Below are 14,659 nucleotides of genomic sequence, written 5' to 3' on the forward strand. Positions count from 1 at the left end.
GAGGAAGACGATTCCAATTTCGCGCCGCGCACACAGTCAGGCCCACTGCCGTTGATCAGGTAGAGCCTGCTCCACCTAGTACCGGACGTCGCTCATGAGCAGCGGCGGGTAGACACTCGACGCCTCGCCGTCGACCGTGGTCCCCGCGAACTGCAACATCGCCCGCAGCTCCCCGTGCAGCGGCGCCGGGTAGTTCAGCTCCGGTGTGGACACCTCGTCAAGCCTGCGAACCTGTTCGTCACTGAGGTGCACCTCCTCAAGATTGCTCACCAGGTGCTCCACCCGCCGCGCACCGATGATCGGCACCACCGTGCCGGGCCGCTGCCTGAGCCACGCCAACGACACCGCGGCCGCAGTGCTGCCGATCTCCTCGGCAATCCCGACGGCAACATCGATCACACCGAACTCGCTCTCTGACGGCCCACCCACGAACTTCGCCCGCTCCGAGTCACCGACCCGCGCGTTCCGCCGGTACTTCCCCGACAGGAACCCGTTCTTGAGCGGACTCCACGGCACCAACGCCATCCCCAGCTCCCTCGCCACCGGCGCCACCTCCCCCTCCACGGTCCGCGCCAGCAACGAGTACTCGACCTGCAACGCCACCAACGACGTCCACCCCCTGAGCTCCGCCATCGTCTGCGCCCGCGCCGTCACCCAGGCAGGCGTGTTGGAGAACCCGACGTACCGCACCTTGCCCGATCCCACCAGGTCGTCCAGAACCCGCATGGTCTCCTCGACAGGCGTGTTCCGATCCCAGTTGTGCATCCAGTAGAGGTCCAGGTAGTCCGTGTTCAACCTGCGCAACGTCTCTTCGAGCTGCCTGCGCACCGCACCCCGCCCGGCCCCGCCACCGTTCGGGTCGCCGGGGTGCATGTTGAAGAAGAACTTGGACGCGAGCACCACCCGGTCACGGTTCCCGCGTGCTCCGAAGTAGTCGCCGAGGATCTTCTCGGAGTGTCCGTTGGTGTAGAAGTTGGCCGTGTCGATGAAATTCCCGCCGCGGTCGAGGTAGGTGGCGAGGATCTTCTCCGACTCCTCGACGCTGCACCCCGCCGACCCGGGGTCGTCGCCGAAGGTCATCGCGCCCAGGGCGTAGGGGCTGACGCGGAGGCCGGATCGGCCGAGGGTGACGTAGTGGTCGAGTGGCATGTCGTTGGCTCCTTGGAGGGTTGGTGTTGTACTCCAATGGAAGCCTGGGTGGGGCGGGTTCCGGTACTTCGATCCGGGCTTGTGCTTGCCTGATCCTCTCGGTGGTTGTTGTGTGGGGTGGGTCTGTCAACCGTGACGTGGGGAACCCGAGGGACATCGTGGGATGGCGATCGGTAGGCTGTGGCGGCGAGGGCTGCTAGCTCAATTGGCAGAGCAGGAGACTTTTAATCTTCGGGTTCAGGGTTCGAGTCCCTGGCGGCCCACCAAACCCCCAGGTCACAGGCCTGGGGGTTTCGCTTTGTCCGGTTGGCCCCACACTTAACCCACACAAAACCGCTGGTCATTCAACTTCGTCGTCTTCCGCTTGATCATCTTTGGGCTCTTCGAGCGCCCCTTCCAGGGCGTCAGCAGCGCGCCTGTCGACCGTCTTGCGACCCATGTAGGTGTCCTGGGCCATCGATGGCCGCGCGTGGCCGAGCTGGTCCGCGACCTGCCTCGCAGAGAGCCCCGACTCATCGAGAATGGTGGCCGCCGTCTTCCTGAACACGTGCGAGGTCACCCATGCGAACTCGTCCCCGCCACGAGCCGCCCGGAAGTCCTTCCGGGTGTTGGACGGGTCACGGAGCCCGCCGAGGGCGTCTGGGAAGACCGGCCCGTTCGAGAAGCTGGTGGCCTTGTGCCTCCGCTTCAGCATGTCGAGCGCCCATTGCGGCAGCAGAAGCGTGCGCTCACCAGCCTCCGTCTTGGTTGACTTCCGAATCAGCCCGACGCCCTTGACCCGGATGACCGTGTAGTTCACGGCGACCGTGCCGGCCTCGATGTCGACGTCCTCCCAATAGACGGCCAACGCCTCACCGATGCGGACACCCGTGGCCATCATGAAGCGCGACAGGTCAGGCAGGTCCCGTTTCACGGCCTTGGGGTCAGACTCCAGCATCTCCAGCCAGAGAATTCGTTCTTCCAGCGTGAGTGCCCGCGGACTCTTCTTGCGCCCAGCCTCCAGCGGCTCCACCTCCCGGACTGGGTTCGTGTCCAGCGCCTTGTCCCGCACAGCGATCCGCAAGGCCCCCGAGATCACCGAGCGAGCGGTCTTGGCCGTGTCCACACTGATCGACCGCCACAGCGCGCTCAGGAACGCGTCGATCCGTGCCACCGACATCTCATGAATCCGCAGCTCACCGAGGCCAGGAAGCACGTGCCGATCCATGATGCTTCGGTACGTGTCGACGCTGCTCGGCGACCTCTTCCCAGCGTCAGCGAGTGCCTGGAACTTCGTGAACCACTGGTCCAAGGCTTCCTTGAACCGGCTCTCACGCGTCAGCGAACTGCCGGACGGTCCCTTCCGCTCTGCGGTGCTCTTGGTCTTCCCCCACCGCTCAACAGTCCGCGTCTTGCCGTCGTAGTCGCGATACTTCACGGTCGCACGCCAGCCTGAATCCGTTTCATAGCAACGAATCGAGCCATACGTGCCGATGTCCAAAGGCAGACGTCCCATCAGGCCGCCTCCTCAAGCAGGTGCTCGAACCAGCTCCGCACTTCCGAGGGCAGGTACCGCAGGTGCTTCCCTACCCGTCGAGCAGGCGGGCCGTAGTTCTTCGTTCGCCAGCCGTAGAGCGTGTGGACCGGGACGTTCAAGAAGAGTGCGACGTCGCCGACTGTCCACAGTGGCTCAAACTGTTGTGCGTCCATGATGTTCTCCCCTAGATCAGGCAGCCTCAGGTGTTGCCGAACTCCCCGGAGGTCCGGCGGATGCGAGCAGCGCGGCCGTGTATTCGGCCTTCCACCTGCGGCGCTCTGCGACGGCGCTCAACAGCAGGTGCGCCCGTGGCGGCACGTTCGGATCGCCGGGCTGGACGTTGTTCCAGACGAGGCGTTGTGGCTGGTCATCGGGCTTGATCCCGACATCGGCCAGCAATTGCCGAACGAACGCCTTGCGGTCGTGCTTGTGGTCAGCCAGCGACTTCCCCGACCACTTCCGCGACACCAGCACCCGTCGCCCAGCAACGCCGAGCGTGGTCCGCTTGTGCGCCTTCCCCTTGCACTTGCCCGGCACCGTCGACAGCCGAGCCCCGCGAGGCTGGACGCCGTAGAGCAGCCAGATCGGACACTGCGGCGAGCAGGGCGTGACCGCGAGCTCAGCGCAGAGCCGTTCGGCGTGGTCCTCTTGGCGGGCCGTCTGCGCCTCGAAGCACTCGTTGATGCTCTTGGTGAGGTACTTGGTCAGGTAGCCGATGTGGCGGCCGGCCTCTTCAGTCCCGCCGAGGATGCCCTTGGAGTGCACCTGCACCCCGAACCGAGCGACGTGCGCGGGCCGCTCCACCTGGTCGAGCGCGTCTTCCCAGGTAGGCAGAGCCTTCCGTGTCTGCGGATCAACGAAGCCCTTCGTCCGGACGTCCCACACCGGCAGGTTGTCGCCGCTGTACTTGATCTCGTCATGCTCAGGCCACCAGACCTGGTGGTAGGTGGCTTCAGCGACCGCCCGCAACTCCGCCCGTGAGATCGAGCCCCGAACCGCCGCGTGCCAGTGCGGAGCAAGCCGACGCTGTGGTTCGACCGTCGAGAAGTACTGGACCTCCCACCCAACGCACCTACGAAGGTTCTGGACGAACCGATCGAGCAACGCGGCGAAGTGCACCGCGTCCCGAGCCGCACGCCGGTAGTTGTAGGTCGCCGGGTCAACAGGCGTGCCGTCGCTGCGCACCTTGCCGTAGGTGTCGAGCGTCAGCGTGAGGAACGTCGATGGCTGGTACTTGCCCCCGAACACCTTCCCAACCGTGCGCTTGCTGACCGGCCTCCGAGGCAGGTTGGGCGCGTCCTGCCGCCGCCTGGTCGACCGCTTCCGAGCTGCCTTGAGCGGCACTTCCAGGGAGGGGAGTGAACCGCGGACTCCGAGTTGCCGAAGTTCGGCATCGACCTCCGCGACCTCCTCCCGAACTTCCTCCGCTCCGACCTCGTCGCCCTCATCGAGGGCCAGGCGGAAGGCCTTCACGAGGTCAGCCCGGTAGGCGGTCAACTTCCGCTGATCGTCGCTCGGAGCGTCCGGCGTGAAGTCGAGTTCCTCCGTCAGGTGCCATCCCTCGCGACACTGCGCCATCCGCAGACGCCGGTTCTTCTCAGCGCAGGTGGGGCACACACTGGCCACGGTCGAGCCGCATGGCACCGGGACGATGTCGACGCGTCCGGTGTCGAGGTCGATCCGTTCCTTGGCCAACGGCCGGACGCAGACGCCGTGCTCCTCAGCGACGGCACGAGCGATGTCGAGCGCGGCCGGCTGCTTCATCCGCTCCGAGCGAGTCAGGTACTCGGTCACGCCGCCGCCCTCCCTTCACCGCTGGTCGGGAACTCGTGCACGGTGGCCGGGGCGAGGTAGACGCCCAGCTCGACAAGGTCCGCGTCCGTGACGTGGAAGGCCCGTGCCCTCTCTGGTTCGCGCTGCCCGTCCTCCTTGAGCCAGGCGACACCAGGCGTGTTCTCGCTGATCTCGTGAGCAGCCGCGCCACGTTGCCGAACGCCATCCCCCAGCACCATGTCGACCTGGACCGGCTCATCGAGCCGCAGCGCAACGCGGGTGGTGAACAGGTGTCGGAAGGAGACGACCTCCTTACGCGGGTCCTGGACCAGGCCGACCACGGCGTAGCCGGGAGCACGTCCCTGCGAGGTGATCGTCTGCACGGCCCGCGTCGCACGTTCCCGCAGGTTTCGGTCCGGCTGGTAGGCGATCAGGTCCGCCAGCTCATCCACGATCAGGACCGTGAACGGCTCGCCCGTGCCGCGTGCCCACAAGCGCCGGATACCCCGGTATCGCGCCGCGCGTTCCTTGACCTCTACGGCGATTTCTTCAAGCAGGGCAACAGCTTCCGGCCCATTGTCGTAGATCACCTTCTCGAACGCGTCCGGACACTGCCCCAGCTCCATACCGCCCTTGGGATCGATCCCGACGAGCCGCACCATGCCAGCCTTGATGGCCGGGGCGAGCTGCCACACGATCGACCACAACACCGAGCCCTTACCCGCACCAGGCACGCCAACCACGAGGACCTGAGAGCCGAGCAGCTTCAACCGCCAGGGCTTCCCGGTCTCGGTCTGCCCGACGACCACGCGCTTGAGGTCGACCTCTCCGGCGTCGGCGAGCTGCGGCACGACGACCGGCCGCGACAGTGGATCAGAGTGGATGAAGTCGAGCTCAAGCACGCGTGGCTTGAGCACCCGCACCCGGCAAGACCGGGCGTTGAACGAGTGCGCCAGGTTGTCCCGCCGTGCTTCCCACTGCTCCGGCGACTGAGCCGGGATCATCCGCACCCGGACCTTGTCCCGCCAGCCCTCAGAGCGAACACGGCGCAGCTTCGGCCGGTACTCCTTCCCCCGGTTGTCCTTGGTCAGCTCAGCCAGCCGCATCACGGTGCGCCACTGCGGCACGTAGACCGTGAGCCGACGCCACTCCGTCAGCAGCCGATACCAGCCGTGCCGCAGGAACGACTCTCGATCGAAGCCGTACCAGAGGGCCAATGCACACACGAGCGACAGCAGCGCCAGGACCAGCGGCGACAGCCCGAACTGCCGGTAGCCGGCATAGCCGCCGAGGCCGAGCGTGACAGCCATCGGGTATCGCACGCCGAGAACCGCGAGTCTCACCGCCAGGCGCACCATCAGCCAGAGCATCGCGAACGGCGCGAGTACGACCTTGACCCAGCCGGGAAGCCACACCCACCAGGGAACCTGCGGACGTGCACCCTCGAACGGTGCGGGATCGACCCATCGGTTGCCCTTCATCGCGCACCGCCAGCGCACTTGAGGCACTGGAAGACGGTGCCAACGCTCGGGATGCGCCCAACAGGCCGGAACGCTCCCGACTCCGTGGTGTGCTGTGACTTGCAGGTCAGGCACTCAAAGCCCTCAGCCTGAGCAGCGGTGAGTTCCAACGTCTCCAGGCTGCCGCCGTCGATCATCACGACGTAGCTGGAAACGGTCTGCTTGCTGGCGATCATCCGATCCCAGAGCAGTTGTTTCGTGGCCCTGTCTGGCGAAGGAATGCGCCCAGGCTCTACGCTCATCTTGTTCACTCCTGAGTTGGGTGGACAACGCAGGAGCGGCAAGGTTGGTAGCCGGATTCCGCTCCTGCGTCTCACGTTCTCTTTGCACTGCAACAAGACATGCGGCATCGCCACGTGACCCAGCAGAGTCACGCGCTCTGTCCAATAAGGACTTCTGCTACTTCTTCTCCGTCGCGGTGACCTTGATCGCCTCCCCCTTCTCGCGCTCACGGTTCGCCCAGTAGACGGCTTCGTGGTGGTGACTGCGATCGGTCTCAGCGACCCGCGCGTAGACAGCGGCCGAGCGGAGGTGGTAGTCCCGCAGGACAGCCGGGGCGGCCTTGGGGTTGGGCATGAGCTTGCTCAGCACGTCGTGCGCCTCGCTCAGCGTGCGAACCTGCTCAGCGGCTCCCCAGTGCACGGACTCAGCCGCTGACATCGGGAGCCTCCTCCACCAGCGCGTGACGTCCCTCCTGGTTGCCGAGGTGGTCAGCCAGCTTGGCCGCCTCCCGCGACAGCTCGCGGCAGAACCGAATCAGCACGTCCGAACCACCAGGGAAGGGCGGGAGCTGGATCGAGATGTTGACCGGGTCGAGGTATATGGCCAGCGCTGGAACCTCCGGTGTCACCCGCACCATGGCCGCGCCCGCGTCTTGACCGGGCGTGCAGGTGGCGTTGAACCCCATCACCGACCACCCCGCGCCCCGTCGAGAGCTGCCTGCCCTTCGGCGACCGCCTCAGCGAGGCGAGGCAGTGCTTCCGCGTCGACCACGAGCACGGCCGGGAACGCGTTGCCTAGCCGGAACTCGACCCGCCCGGCGAAGACGAGCGGTTCCACCCGGATCGGCAGGTTCGCCGTCAGGTGCAGACGCATCAAGTCGGCCACGGGTCACGCCGCCTTGGGAGCAGGCTTGGACGCGACGGCCGCCTTCATGCCGGTGGCGCGCAGGCTGTAGCCCAGCTTCGCCCGGCAGCGGTGACGCTCACCGACGTGGCCACCACGGCAACCCTTGTCGTCGATCCAAGGCGTGACCGTCAGCCCCTCGAACACAGCCGGCCGGATGTCCGTGCCGGGGATTGCCTCCGGCGGGACGGGTCGGTGAGGCGCGGAGATTTTGACCGTGACCGCCGCGTCCGTCTTGCGCTCCGCCGCCTGGTCGATCACCAGCACCGACCACACGAGCAGGCCGTTGTCCTTGTCGACCTCCTGCTCCACGGGAAGTCCCTTGGCGCGGTCCTCCGCGGACTGGAACTTGAGCACCGGCTCGACGCCCATCACGAGCGCACCCCTCGGGAACACGAAGTCGTGACCCGCCGGGAGCCTGCTCCCACCTGTGATCGCCATCGTCGTTCTCCTGTCGTTCGTGCCGGTCGGGGCTGTTCCCCGACGTCTCGACCACTACGACTTTCGACGAATCGACAGGACGTCAACACCACACAACAGGACAACTACAGACGTCTTTGTTACATTGAAGTCGTCCCTAGTTGTACGAAGGGTGGATTATGCCGAACCAACGCCTGCGGGATGCGTTGCTGCGCAACACTTTGGGCTTCGATGAAGTCGCAAAGGCAACCGGCGTAGACCCTAAGACCGTCGAACGGTGGATCACGCAGGACCGGACGCCGTACCCTCGCCACCGGCACGCCATCGCTGCCATGGTCCGCGAGTCAGAGGCCTACCTCTGGCCGGACGCCGTCGCGCCGGAGAAGAAGAAAGAGATCAACGAGTCCGAGGTCGTCCAGGTCTATGCGCACCGCCATGCCGTGCCGCAGGAGATCTGGGGGCACCTGATCGAGCAGTCGAAGATCAGCGTCTCGATCCTGGTCTATGCCGGCATGTTCCTCGTGGACAACCCGGCCCTGATCAGGACGCTTCGCCAGAAGGCCGAGAGCGGAGTCAGGGTCCGGTTGCTGCTCGGAGACCCCGCAAGTCGGGAAGTCGCCCGCCGAAGCGAAGAGGAAGGGATCGGCAAGGGGACGCTCGGTGCGAAGATCCGGAACGCGCTTGCGGTCTACAAGCCGTTGACCGAGGTGCCGGGCGTCGAGATTCGAGTTCACGGCACGACGCTCTACAACTCGATCTACCGGTTCGATGACGAGATGCTCGTGAACACGCACGTGCACGGCTTCATGGCAGCTCACGCACCGGTTCTGCACATGCGGCGGTTGTCCGGGGGCGACCTGTTCGAGACGTACGCCGAGAGCTTCCAGGGCGTCTGGGATGGCGCGAAGCCGCCGAAGTGGTAGGCAGGTAGGCATGGCTCGCACCGATCACTACAACGACCCGAACGCACCGAAGGCGACCAACATCGTCGTGGCGGTGACGGCGTTCGTGCAGGACGAGCAAGGCCGGCTGTTGATGATCCGGCGCACCGACAACGACCTGTACTCGATCCCCGGCGGAGCGCAGGACGTCGGCGAGACCATCGGCCACACCGTCATCCGCGAGGTCAAGGAAGAGACCGGGATCGACGTCGAGCCCGTCGACATCATCGGCGTGTACTCCGACCCCGCGCACGTCATCGCGTACACCGACGGGGAGGTGCGGCAGCAGTTCTCCATCTGCTTCCGAGCGCGAGCGGTCGGCGGCGAACTGCGGACCAGCAACGAGTCCAGCGAAGTTCACTGGGTAAGCCGCGGAGACCTCGACGCGCTCAACATCCACCCATCCATCCGGCTTCGGATCGAGCACGGGTTCGAGGAGCGCACGTCGCCCTACTTCGCGGTGTAGCCGATCCCAGCAGCCTGCAACCGTTCCTCCGTACGTACAACTGCTCCAACCAACTCTGGTTTAGCTTGCCGAATGAAGAACGTCACCAGGTCCTCAGGGCCGTACCTCTTCTGAATCTCCTCGATACGATCATCAATGTTGGTCGGCTTGCCATTGGGCGTAGTGGTCATGTCAGCCCACCACAACACGTCGCGTAGGTCTGACGCCTCGTCTACCCACTCCGCGAGGTCAGCGGTTAGGCCGCGAAGCTCTGCTTCCCGGTACGCACACGAGTGATGGGCTACGAGCGCGCATAGACGCCGGGGAAACCCTTGCGCGCGAAGGTATCGAGCGCCATCCAGAGGATGAAATCTGGCCGTCGACAAGCGGTCGACGTACCCGATGTCATGCAGCAGGGCAGCCGCCACGAGCAGGTCAGCATCGTCGACCGAGAAGAGAGGCGAGGCCATAGCGGCGCGCCTGGCAACACCCTGGACGTGCTCCCATCGCCTAGGAAGCTCGTCTTGAAGTAGCTCTCGCGCGACCTGCTCAGCTTGCCTCGCCATCGATCCCACGACGGCAGAGTAGCGGGTTAACGCCCCGACGCCTGAGGCCGATAGAGATAGGTAACAGCACCTGACTGGAGGCAGGACGCGTGATTCGCAGAGCATCCGCCAGGACCGCAGAGTCCAGCGTGCAATCCGCATGGGCCTGCCTAGATTGGGAAATGAGAATCGGCGATATCAATGACATTGCCGATTGGCACGATGCCCGAGCCCTCCGAGACCAGATTACTCCACACGTACTTACCCGCATTTATGACGAAAATGTCCGCCCGACAGGCGTACAAATCGTCGACTACCCTAAAGACGTAATCAATGTTAGACCACTGGCCAGATTCACAATCGACGACCACCTGATCTACAGCACACTAGTATTCCAGATAGCTCGATCCATAGACAACATGATCGGCCGAGCAGTACATAGCTACCGATGGCTATGGAATGACAACGGATTTCGTGCGCCTATTCGATCGTGGATAAGAATGCAGCGCCGCTGTCGTTCCCTTCTCAAGAAGGACGGAACGCTTAAGCTTGCCAAGACCGATATCTCATCATTCTACGAGGGGATTGACCTTGGAATCTTAGTCGATGATATCGACTACCTAGATATCGGGAACTACAATCCTGGACGGTTGCGTGGGTTTCTGGACGGCTTTCAGGAAGCCCATCACGCGTGGGGTCTCCCTCAAGGCCTCGATGCTTCCGGCCTTCTCGCCAATCTCTATCTCACGCCTGTAGACGAATATCTGAAACGCAGGAAGCTTCGATACTTCCGATACTCCGACGACATAGATATTTTCAGCAGAGACTGGGAGGAGCTAAGAGAAGCCATCTCCGACATAAACAAGATCCTTCGAGCTAAGCGCCTTTCGATGTCTGCCTCAAAGACTCGGATCTACGAGCCCGACGAAGCTCTAAGCAAGTTCGACGACACCGAAAAGGAAGCCCTCCAGTACAATATCGATATAGGGTCAACCTCATCGCCAGACGAAGTGAAGGCGTTCTTCGTCAAGGCATCAGAGGCCGACCCGTTGTCCACCAGAGATATTCGATGGTCACTCAGGCGACTTGGGCAGTTCGGAGTTGACTACGCGATCGGATGGGCTTTTGATAACCTAGCCAGAAGTCCGCATCTCGCACGAACAATATTCGACTACCTGCACTACTTCCCGAGCGAGACAGGGCGAATATCTCGACACCTTTCGAAGCTCACAAGAAACACTTCTTGGCTGAATCCACACCTAAAGAAGGAGATTTTTAGATATTTCTTAACCGCACAGATCGACGATCGAGCCATCAGAGAATTGGCTTGGCTGGCTCTTGACGACAGCAACACCGAAACCTTCGTTCGCGAGTTTGCAACGAGATACATCGGAAGAACGTCGAAATTCGGCGACGGACCGCGCATAAAACATGCATACGAGTCCGAATCTAACCTATATATGCGCCGAGCACTCCTGATAGCCATGTATGAGTCCCGATACTGCCCAGCACGGATGCTAAGTGGGCTAACTAAGGAACCTACACTAATTCGATGGACCGCATCATATCTTCTTCAGGAACCAAAGGTTCCGCTGCCCAAGGAGAGCCTTTAGTGTCAACTTCCAGCCAGACCGATGCCCCCACTATAGAAGCTTTAAGGTCCTTGGCCGAAAGCTGTAAGTATAACGCTCAGGCTTACTTCGAAGCCGCCAAGAGCGCCGAGCTCTGGGGGAAGACTATCGTGTTCATCCCTGCGATCCTTTCAGCCGCAGCCGGCACATTGGTAGCGCTCGGATGGGACAAAAGCTGGGGCGTGGCGTCAGCTATGGCAGGACTAATGGCGGCGACCGGTTCGTTCTTGGGCGCCGAAAGAAAAGCACCCTCATACAAAGAATCTGCCCGTAAGTACACGGCCCTTAAACACGAGGTACAGCTCGCAATCACCCTCGCTGGCGAGGCAGAGTCGCCCGAAGCTGTACGACAGTCCCTGCGAAGCCTCACCGACCAGTACCAAGCGATCGCATCTCGCGACGAGCCCGTACCCAACCGGCACTTCGGCAAGGCCAGCAAGCGGATCAAGGCTGGCAGCGTCTAGTCAGCATCCTCGACGTCACCAGCCATCCACAGCGCAGCGCACGAGCGCCGCACCTGGCGCGACCAGCAGCAGCGGACTGCCACCTCCGCGCGTTGCGCGAAATTCAACCACGATCGTGGTAGCGTTTCGCGCAAGCTGCCAGAAGGGGGTTGCCATGACAAGCTCGGTCCCCATCTCCGCGACGCCTCCAGACGGCGAACGTCGTCTGCGCGCCTTCGGCCTGTCCACTGACATCGTCCACACCGCGCTACGTCCTGGACTCTCGCGTGCGGCTAATCGCACGTCGATGGCGCTGCGTTCCACGCCAGGGACCGACGTCTACCACGACGCGATGGAGCAGTTTCACCTGTTGCTCGCCGACGCTGGTTGGCGGCTGGTGTACGTGAAACAGCAGCCGCGCCTGCTCCACCCTACGGGCGTCCGCTCCTTCACCATCGCTTCAGGCAGCAACGTTGCGAATCCTGACCGACGCCAGCAGCCCCGCACTCGACGTAAAGGCCAAGCGACACGCGATTCGCTGGCCGGGCCGCAGGCAGAGCTCATGGAGGCACTGTTTGAGGTGCCGACGGCTCCACAAGACGCGAACCTGGTCGCCGCGGCCGAGGCGGCGCCACTGTGGCTGCTAGTCCATGAGCGCACAGAGCGCGGTCTCAACCTTGAGCTGTCCCGCCCCGCCAAGATGACCTCCAACGGAGTTGTGACAGAGTGGGACGACCGGATCATCATCGGGTTCCTGGATCTTGATGGTGACCTGTCGATCTTCGACGACCCGGACGACGACACCGGCCCCTACAACGTCACTGTCGAGCCCCACTAACCGCACTACAACCCACCCCACACATGTTCAATCCATCTCGCCTCAAGGTCGCGCGCCAACGACTCGCGTGGACCCTCACAAGGCTGGCCAGCGAAAGCGGCGTGTCGCTTCGCTCCCTGACCAGCTACGAGAACGGCAAGACACCTAGCGACGAGATACTGCTCAAACTCGCCAACACCCTGGCGGTTCCGCCTGAGTTCTTCGAACGCGAGTCGGTTGAACCTGTGCCGGTCGAGGCTGCCAGCTTCCGCAAGTTGAGCAAGACAACTTCGACTCGACGCGATGCCGTGCTGGCCAGCGCCAGCCTCGCTGTCGAGTTCTTCTCAGTGATCGAGCAGAAGTTCAAGCTTCCTGGATCCAGTGTCCCGTCACTGGACAAATTTTCTCCCGAACTTGCCGCTGAGTTTGTCCGTCGCCGATGGAATCTCGGCGACCGCCCCATCACTAACATGGTTCATCTACTCGAATCTAATGGGGTTCGAATTGCCGCCATCCAACATTCTTTGGTTGACATAGACGCATTCTGCTTCATTCGAGACAGCACGCCTTACGTATTCCTGAACACCTCCAAGTCAGCGGAACGTCAACGCTTTGACCTCGCACATGAGCTCGCCCACCTGGTGCTACACAGCGAGCAGGATATGGAGCTGAGCACGTCGAAGGAACGGGAATCTGAGGCAAATCGCTTCGCAGCCAGCTTCCTGATGCCCCGCAGCGCGGTTCTGACTCAATCCATGAGAAGCGCCAGCGTGGCCCGCATTCTTGCAGCTCGCTCGTACTGGAAAGTGTCAGCGATGGCAATGACGCACCGCCTACATGAGCTGCACCTTCTCTCGGATTGGCAATATCGAAATACTTGCATGACTTTGTCGGATCAAGGATACCGATCATCAGAGCCAGGGGGCATCATCCCCGAAACATCTCAGCTGCTTCGAAAAGTGATGTTCGGCCCGGCAGGGAAGGTTAGCATTCGCGATGCTGCCACTGGCCTTTCCCTCCACCAAAACGACATCCGCGACTTTGTTCGCGACCTGGTTCCAGTCGCCGCATAGCTGTAGCACGACATCTCTACATCATGATGCTTGCCGAATTTGGCTCTACGGGATCAAGGCGCCGCCACGGCGGCGCGTGCGGTCTGGCGCTGCACCAACATCCATCCCGGCACTCCCGGCATCCGCTTCGCTCCGCCGGTCGGCCGGGCGGCGCTGCGCGCCGGACCTCGGGCGCCAACTGACGGCTCACCCACCCCAGAGCTGATTCGTCCCGACTCCCGACGAGCGCCAGCGCAGTCATCACAGGCCGGCTGGGCACGGCGCTCGACTGCCGCGACGGCTGCGCCGCCTTGCCATCGATGAAGCCCCAGACGGAGCCGCGGAACGCTCGACGAGGACCAGGCCGAGCCACCCCGACGCCGCGAGCATGACAACGGCTGGCGACGCCACGTCAAGGCTGGAACGAAGTACCTTGACTCGACGCCACCGGCCGCGTTCGAGGCTCAGTGTCGGGATGATGGCAGGGGTGTGGGCGGCTCCGGAAGACCAAGATCAACCCACACTTAACCCTCACAAAACGACGACAGACGTCGAGAAGCGACTGTCCACAGTGCTCAGATCAAGACTGCATCCGCGCAGGTAGCGGGCAGTGTCGAGCAAGGTCGACGAACGACGCCAAGCGAAGGCTCTTACTCTTCGGGTTCAGGGTTCGAATCCCTGGCGGCCCACTGAGCGCCCAGATGAACGGTCTGGGCGTTTCGCATGCCCGGAGCACTGGCCGGCACCACGTTCATCGCGCCGCCCCACCCACCCGGAACCGAACGACAGCGATCCCTACAGTGCGGCGAGGAACCTACGACGGGTCGTGTGGACGGACCACGATCTGCACGTCGTCGGAGTACAGCACCACGCCAGGATCCGCCGACCGCTGCTCCACCCACCCGACGCCGTACCGGTCGAGCAGGTCGAGGTACACCGGCACCCTCACGAGCAGGTGAGCAGCAGCGGCCTCCCGAAACCAGCACGACACAACAGGGTGAACAGACTTGTCGAACAGCGTCGGATCCACAGCCCCAGGATCCGGATAAGCCGCGTCGTACCAGTCGTTGCCCGCCCGCCAGACCGCCCAGTCCTCCGGCGTCAGCCGCCCGGAGCGGGCGAGGCCGTTGGCCAGGCCGAAGATGCCGGTCGGAGCTGCGCCGGGGCACGCTTGGGCGGCCTCGTAACGGATGTAGGTCACAACGGCCGATCTTGCCAGCACAGAACCAAAAGGCCGACGTGCCAAAGCGAAAGCACGTCGGCCACACCCAGAAGCCCCGAA

Annotated in this window: 17 protein-coding genes and 1 tRNA gene; 7 read left to right on the forward strand and 11 right to left on the reverse strand. The window is 63.2% G+C overall.

Annotated elements, in window-relative coordinates:
- Nucleotides 1-75 precede the first annotated feature (75 nt).
- Nucleotides 76-1,149: an aldo/keto reductase gene (locus ADL03_RS43860; protein ID WP_053739584.1), complete on the reverse strand. Its 1,074-nt coding sequence runs from the start codon at nt 1,147-1,149 to the stop codon at nt 76-78.
- A 190-nt stretch (nt 1,150-1,339) separates the two neighbouring features.
- Here ADL03_RS43860 and ADL03_RS43865 point away from each other — a divergent pair.
- Nucleotides 1,340-1,415 (forward strand) — tRNA-Lys (locus tag ADL03_RS43865).
- Between the two features lie 74 nt (nt 1,416-1,489).
- Here the strand turns inward: ADL03_RS43865 and ADL03_RS43870 are convergent.
- From ADL03_RS43870 to ADL03_RS43910, 8 genes are all read right to left on the reverse strand, one after another.
- Nucleotides 1,490-2,644: a site-specific integrase gene (locus ADL03_RS43870; protein ID WP_053739585.1), complete on the reverse strand. Its 1,155-nt coding sequence runs from the start codon at nt 2,642-2,644 to the stop codon at nt 1,490-1,492.
- The gene (locus ADL03_RS43875; protein ID WP_030471743.1) at nt 2,644-2,838 is read right to left on the reverse strand and encodes a helix-turn-helix domain-containing protein; all 195 of its coding nucleotides are present in this window, start codon (nt 2,836-2,838) and stop codon (nt 2,644-2,646) included. Before ADL03_RS43875 ends, ADL03_RS43870 begins: the two co-directional genes overlap by 1 nt.
- Before the next feature lie 16 nt (nt 2,839-2,854).
- Complete coding sequence (locus ADL03_RS43880; RefSeq protein WP_053739586.1) at nt 2,855-4,459, reverse strand: replication initiator; 1,605 nt, start codon at nt 4,457-4,459, stop codon at nt 2,855-2,857.
- Nucleotides 4,456-6,033, reverse strand: a complete 1,578-nt coding sequence (locus tag ADL03_RS43885; protein ID WP_197289179.1) for an FtsK/SpoIIIE domain-containing protein — start codon at nt 6,031-6,033, stop codon at nt 4,456-4,458. Before ADL03_RS43885 ends, ADL03_RS43880 begins: the two co-directional genes overlap by 4 nt.
- Before the next feature lie 324 nt (nt 6,034-6,357).
- Nucleotides 6,358-6,618 carry an AMED_5909 family protein gene (locus ADL03_RS43895; protein WP_053739588.1) on the reverse strand — a complete coding sequence of 87 codons (261 nt, stop codon included), beginning with the start codon at nt 6,616-6,618 and terminating at the stop codon, nt 6,358-6,360.
- The gene (locus ADL03_RS43900) at nt 6,605-6,865 is read right to left on the reverse strand and encodes a hypothetical protein (RefSeq protein WP_053739589.1); all 261 of its coding nucleotides are present in this window, start codon (nt 6,863-6,865) and stop codon (nt 6,605-6,607) included. The genes ADL03_RS43895 and ADL03_RS43900 overlap by 14 nt, the downstream gene beginning before the upstream one ends.
- Nucleotides 6,865-7,065: a hypothetical protein gene (locus tag ADL03_RS43905; protein WP_053739590.1), complete on the reverse strand. Its 201-nt coding sequence runs from the start codon at nt 7,063-7,065 to the stop codon at nt 6,865-6,867. Before ADL03_RS43905 ends, ADL03_RS43900 begins: the two co-directional genes overlap by 1 nt.
- A gap of 3 nt (nt 7,066-7,068) precedes the next feature.
- Entirely contained in the window at nt 7,069-7,524 is a 456-nt protein-coding gene (locus ADL03_RS43910; protein ID WP_053739591.1) for a hypothetical protein, read from the reverse strand.
- Nucleotides 7,525-7,682: 158 nt separating this feature from the next.
- Here ADL03_RS43910 and ADL03_RS43915 point away from each other — a divergent pair, with 158 nt between their 5' ends.
- The gene (locus ADL03_RS43915) at nt 7,683-8,426 is read left to right on the forward strand and encodes a DUF5919 domain-containing protein (RefSeq protein ID WP_053739592.1); all 744 of its coding nucleotides are present in this window, start codon (nt 7,683-7,685) and stop codon (nt 8,424-8,426) included.
- Nucleotides 8,427-8,436: 10 nt separating this feature from the next.
- Complete coding sequence (locus tag ADL03_RS43920; protein ID WP_053739593.1) at nt 8,437-8,910, forward strand: NUDIX hydrolase; 474 nt, start codon at nt 8,437-8,439, stop codon at nt 8,908-8,910.
- Here ADL03_RS43920 and ADL03_RS43925 read toward each other — a convergent pair.
- Nucleotides 8,895-9,455: an HD domain-containing protein gene (locus ADL03_RS43925; protein WP_053739594.1), complete on the reverse strand. Its 561-nt coding sequence runs from the start codon at nt 9,453-9,455 to the stop codon at nt 8,895-8,897. The two genes, ADL03_RS43920 and ADL03_RS43925, sit on opposite strands and share 16 nt — an antisense overlap.
- Before the next feature lie 161 nt (nt 9,456-9,616).
- Between ADL03_RS43925 and ADL03_RS46395 the strand changes: the two genes are divergently transcribed.
- The 4 genes from ADL03_RS46395 (at nt 9,617) to ADL03_RS46400 (ending at nt 13,398) form a co-directional block, all read left to right on the forward strand.
- Nucleotides 9,617-11,047, forward strand: a complete 1,431-nt coding sequence (locus ADL03_RS46395) for an RNA-directed DNA polymerase (RefSeq protein ID WP_082374071.1) — start codon at nt 9,617-9,619, stop codon at nt 11,045-11,047.
- Nucleotides 11,047-11,529: an SLATT domain-containing protein gene (locus tag ADL03_RS47920; protein WP_197289180.1), complete on the forward strand. Its 483-nt coding sequence runs from the start codon at nt 11,047-11,049 to the stop codon at nt 11,527-11,529. The genes ADL03_RS46395 and ADL03_RS47920 overlap by 1 nt, the downstream gene beginning before the upstream one ends.
- Before the next feature lie 154 nt (nt 11,530-11,683).
- Nucleotides 11,684-12,346, forward strand: a complete 663-nt coding sequence (locus tag ADL03_RS43930; protein WP_157529795.1) for a hypothetical protein — start codon at nt 11,684-11,686, stop codon at nt 12,344-12,346.
- Between the two features lie 23 nt (nt 12,347-12,369).
- Entirely contained in the window at nt 12,370-13,398 is a 1,029-nt protein-coding gene (locus ADL03_RS46400) for an ImmA/IrrE family metallo-endopeptidase (RefSeq protein WP_082374072.1), read from the forward strand.
- Between the two features lie 793 nt (nt 13,399-14,191).
- Here ADL03_RS46400 and ADL03_RS43935 read toward each other — a convergent pair.
- Nucleotides 14,192-14,578, reverse strand: coding sequence for a hypothetical protein (locus tag ADL03_RS43935; protein WP_053739596.1), 387 nt, complete (start codon nt 14,576-14,578; stop codon nt 14,192-14,194).
- Between the last annotated feature and the right edge of the window lie 81 nt (nt 14,579-14,659).

It is taken from the genome of Nocardia sp. NRRL S-836, assembly GCF_001279525.1.
Classification (GTDB): domain Bacteria; phylum Actinomycetota; class Actinomycetes; order Mycobacteriales; family Pseudonocardiaceae; genus Lentzea.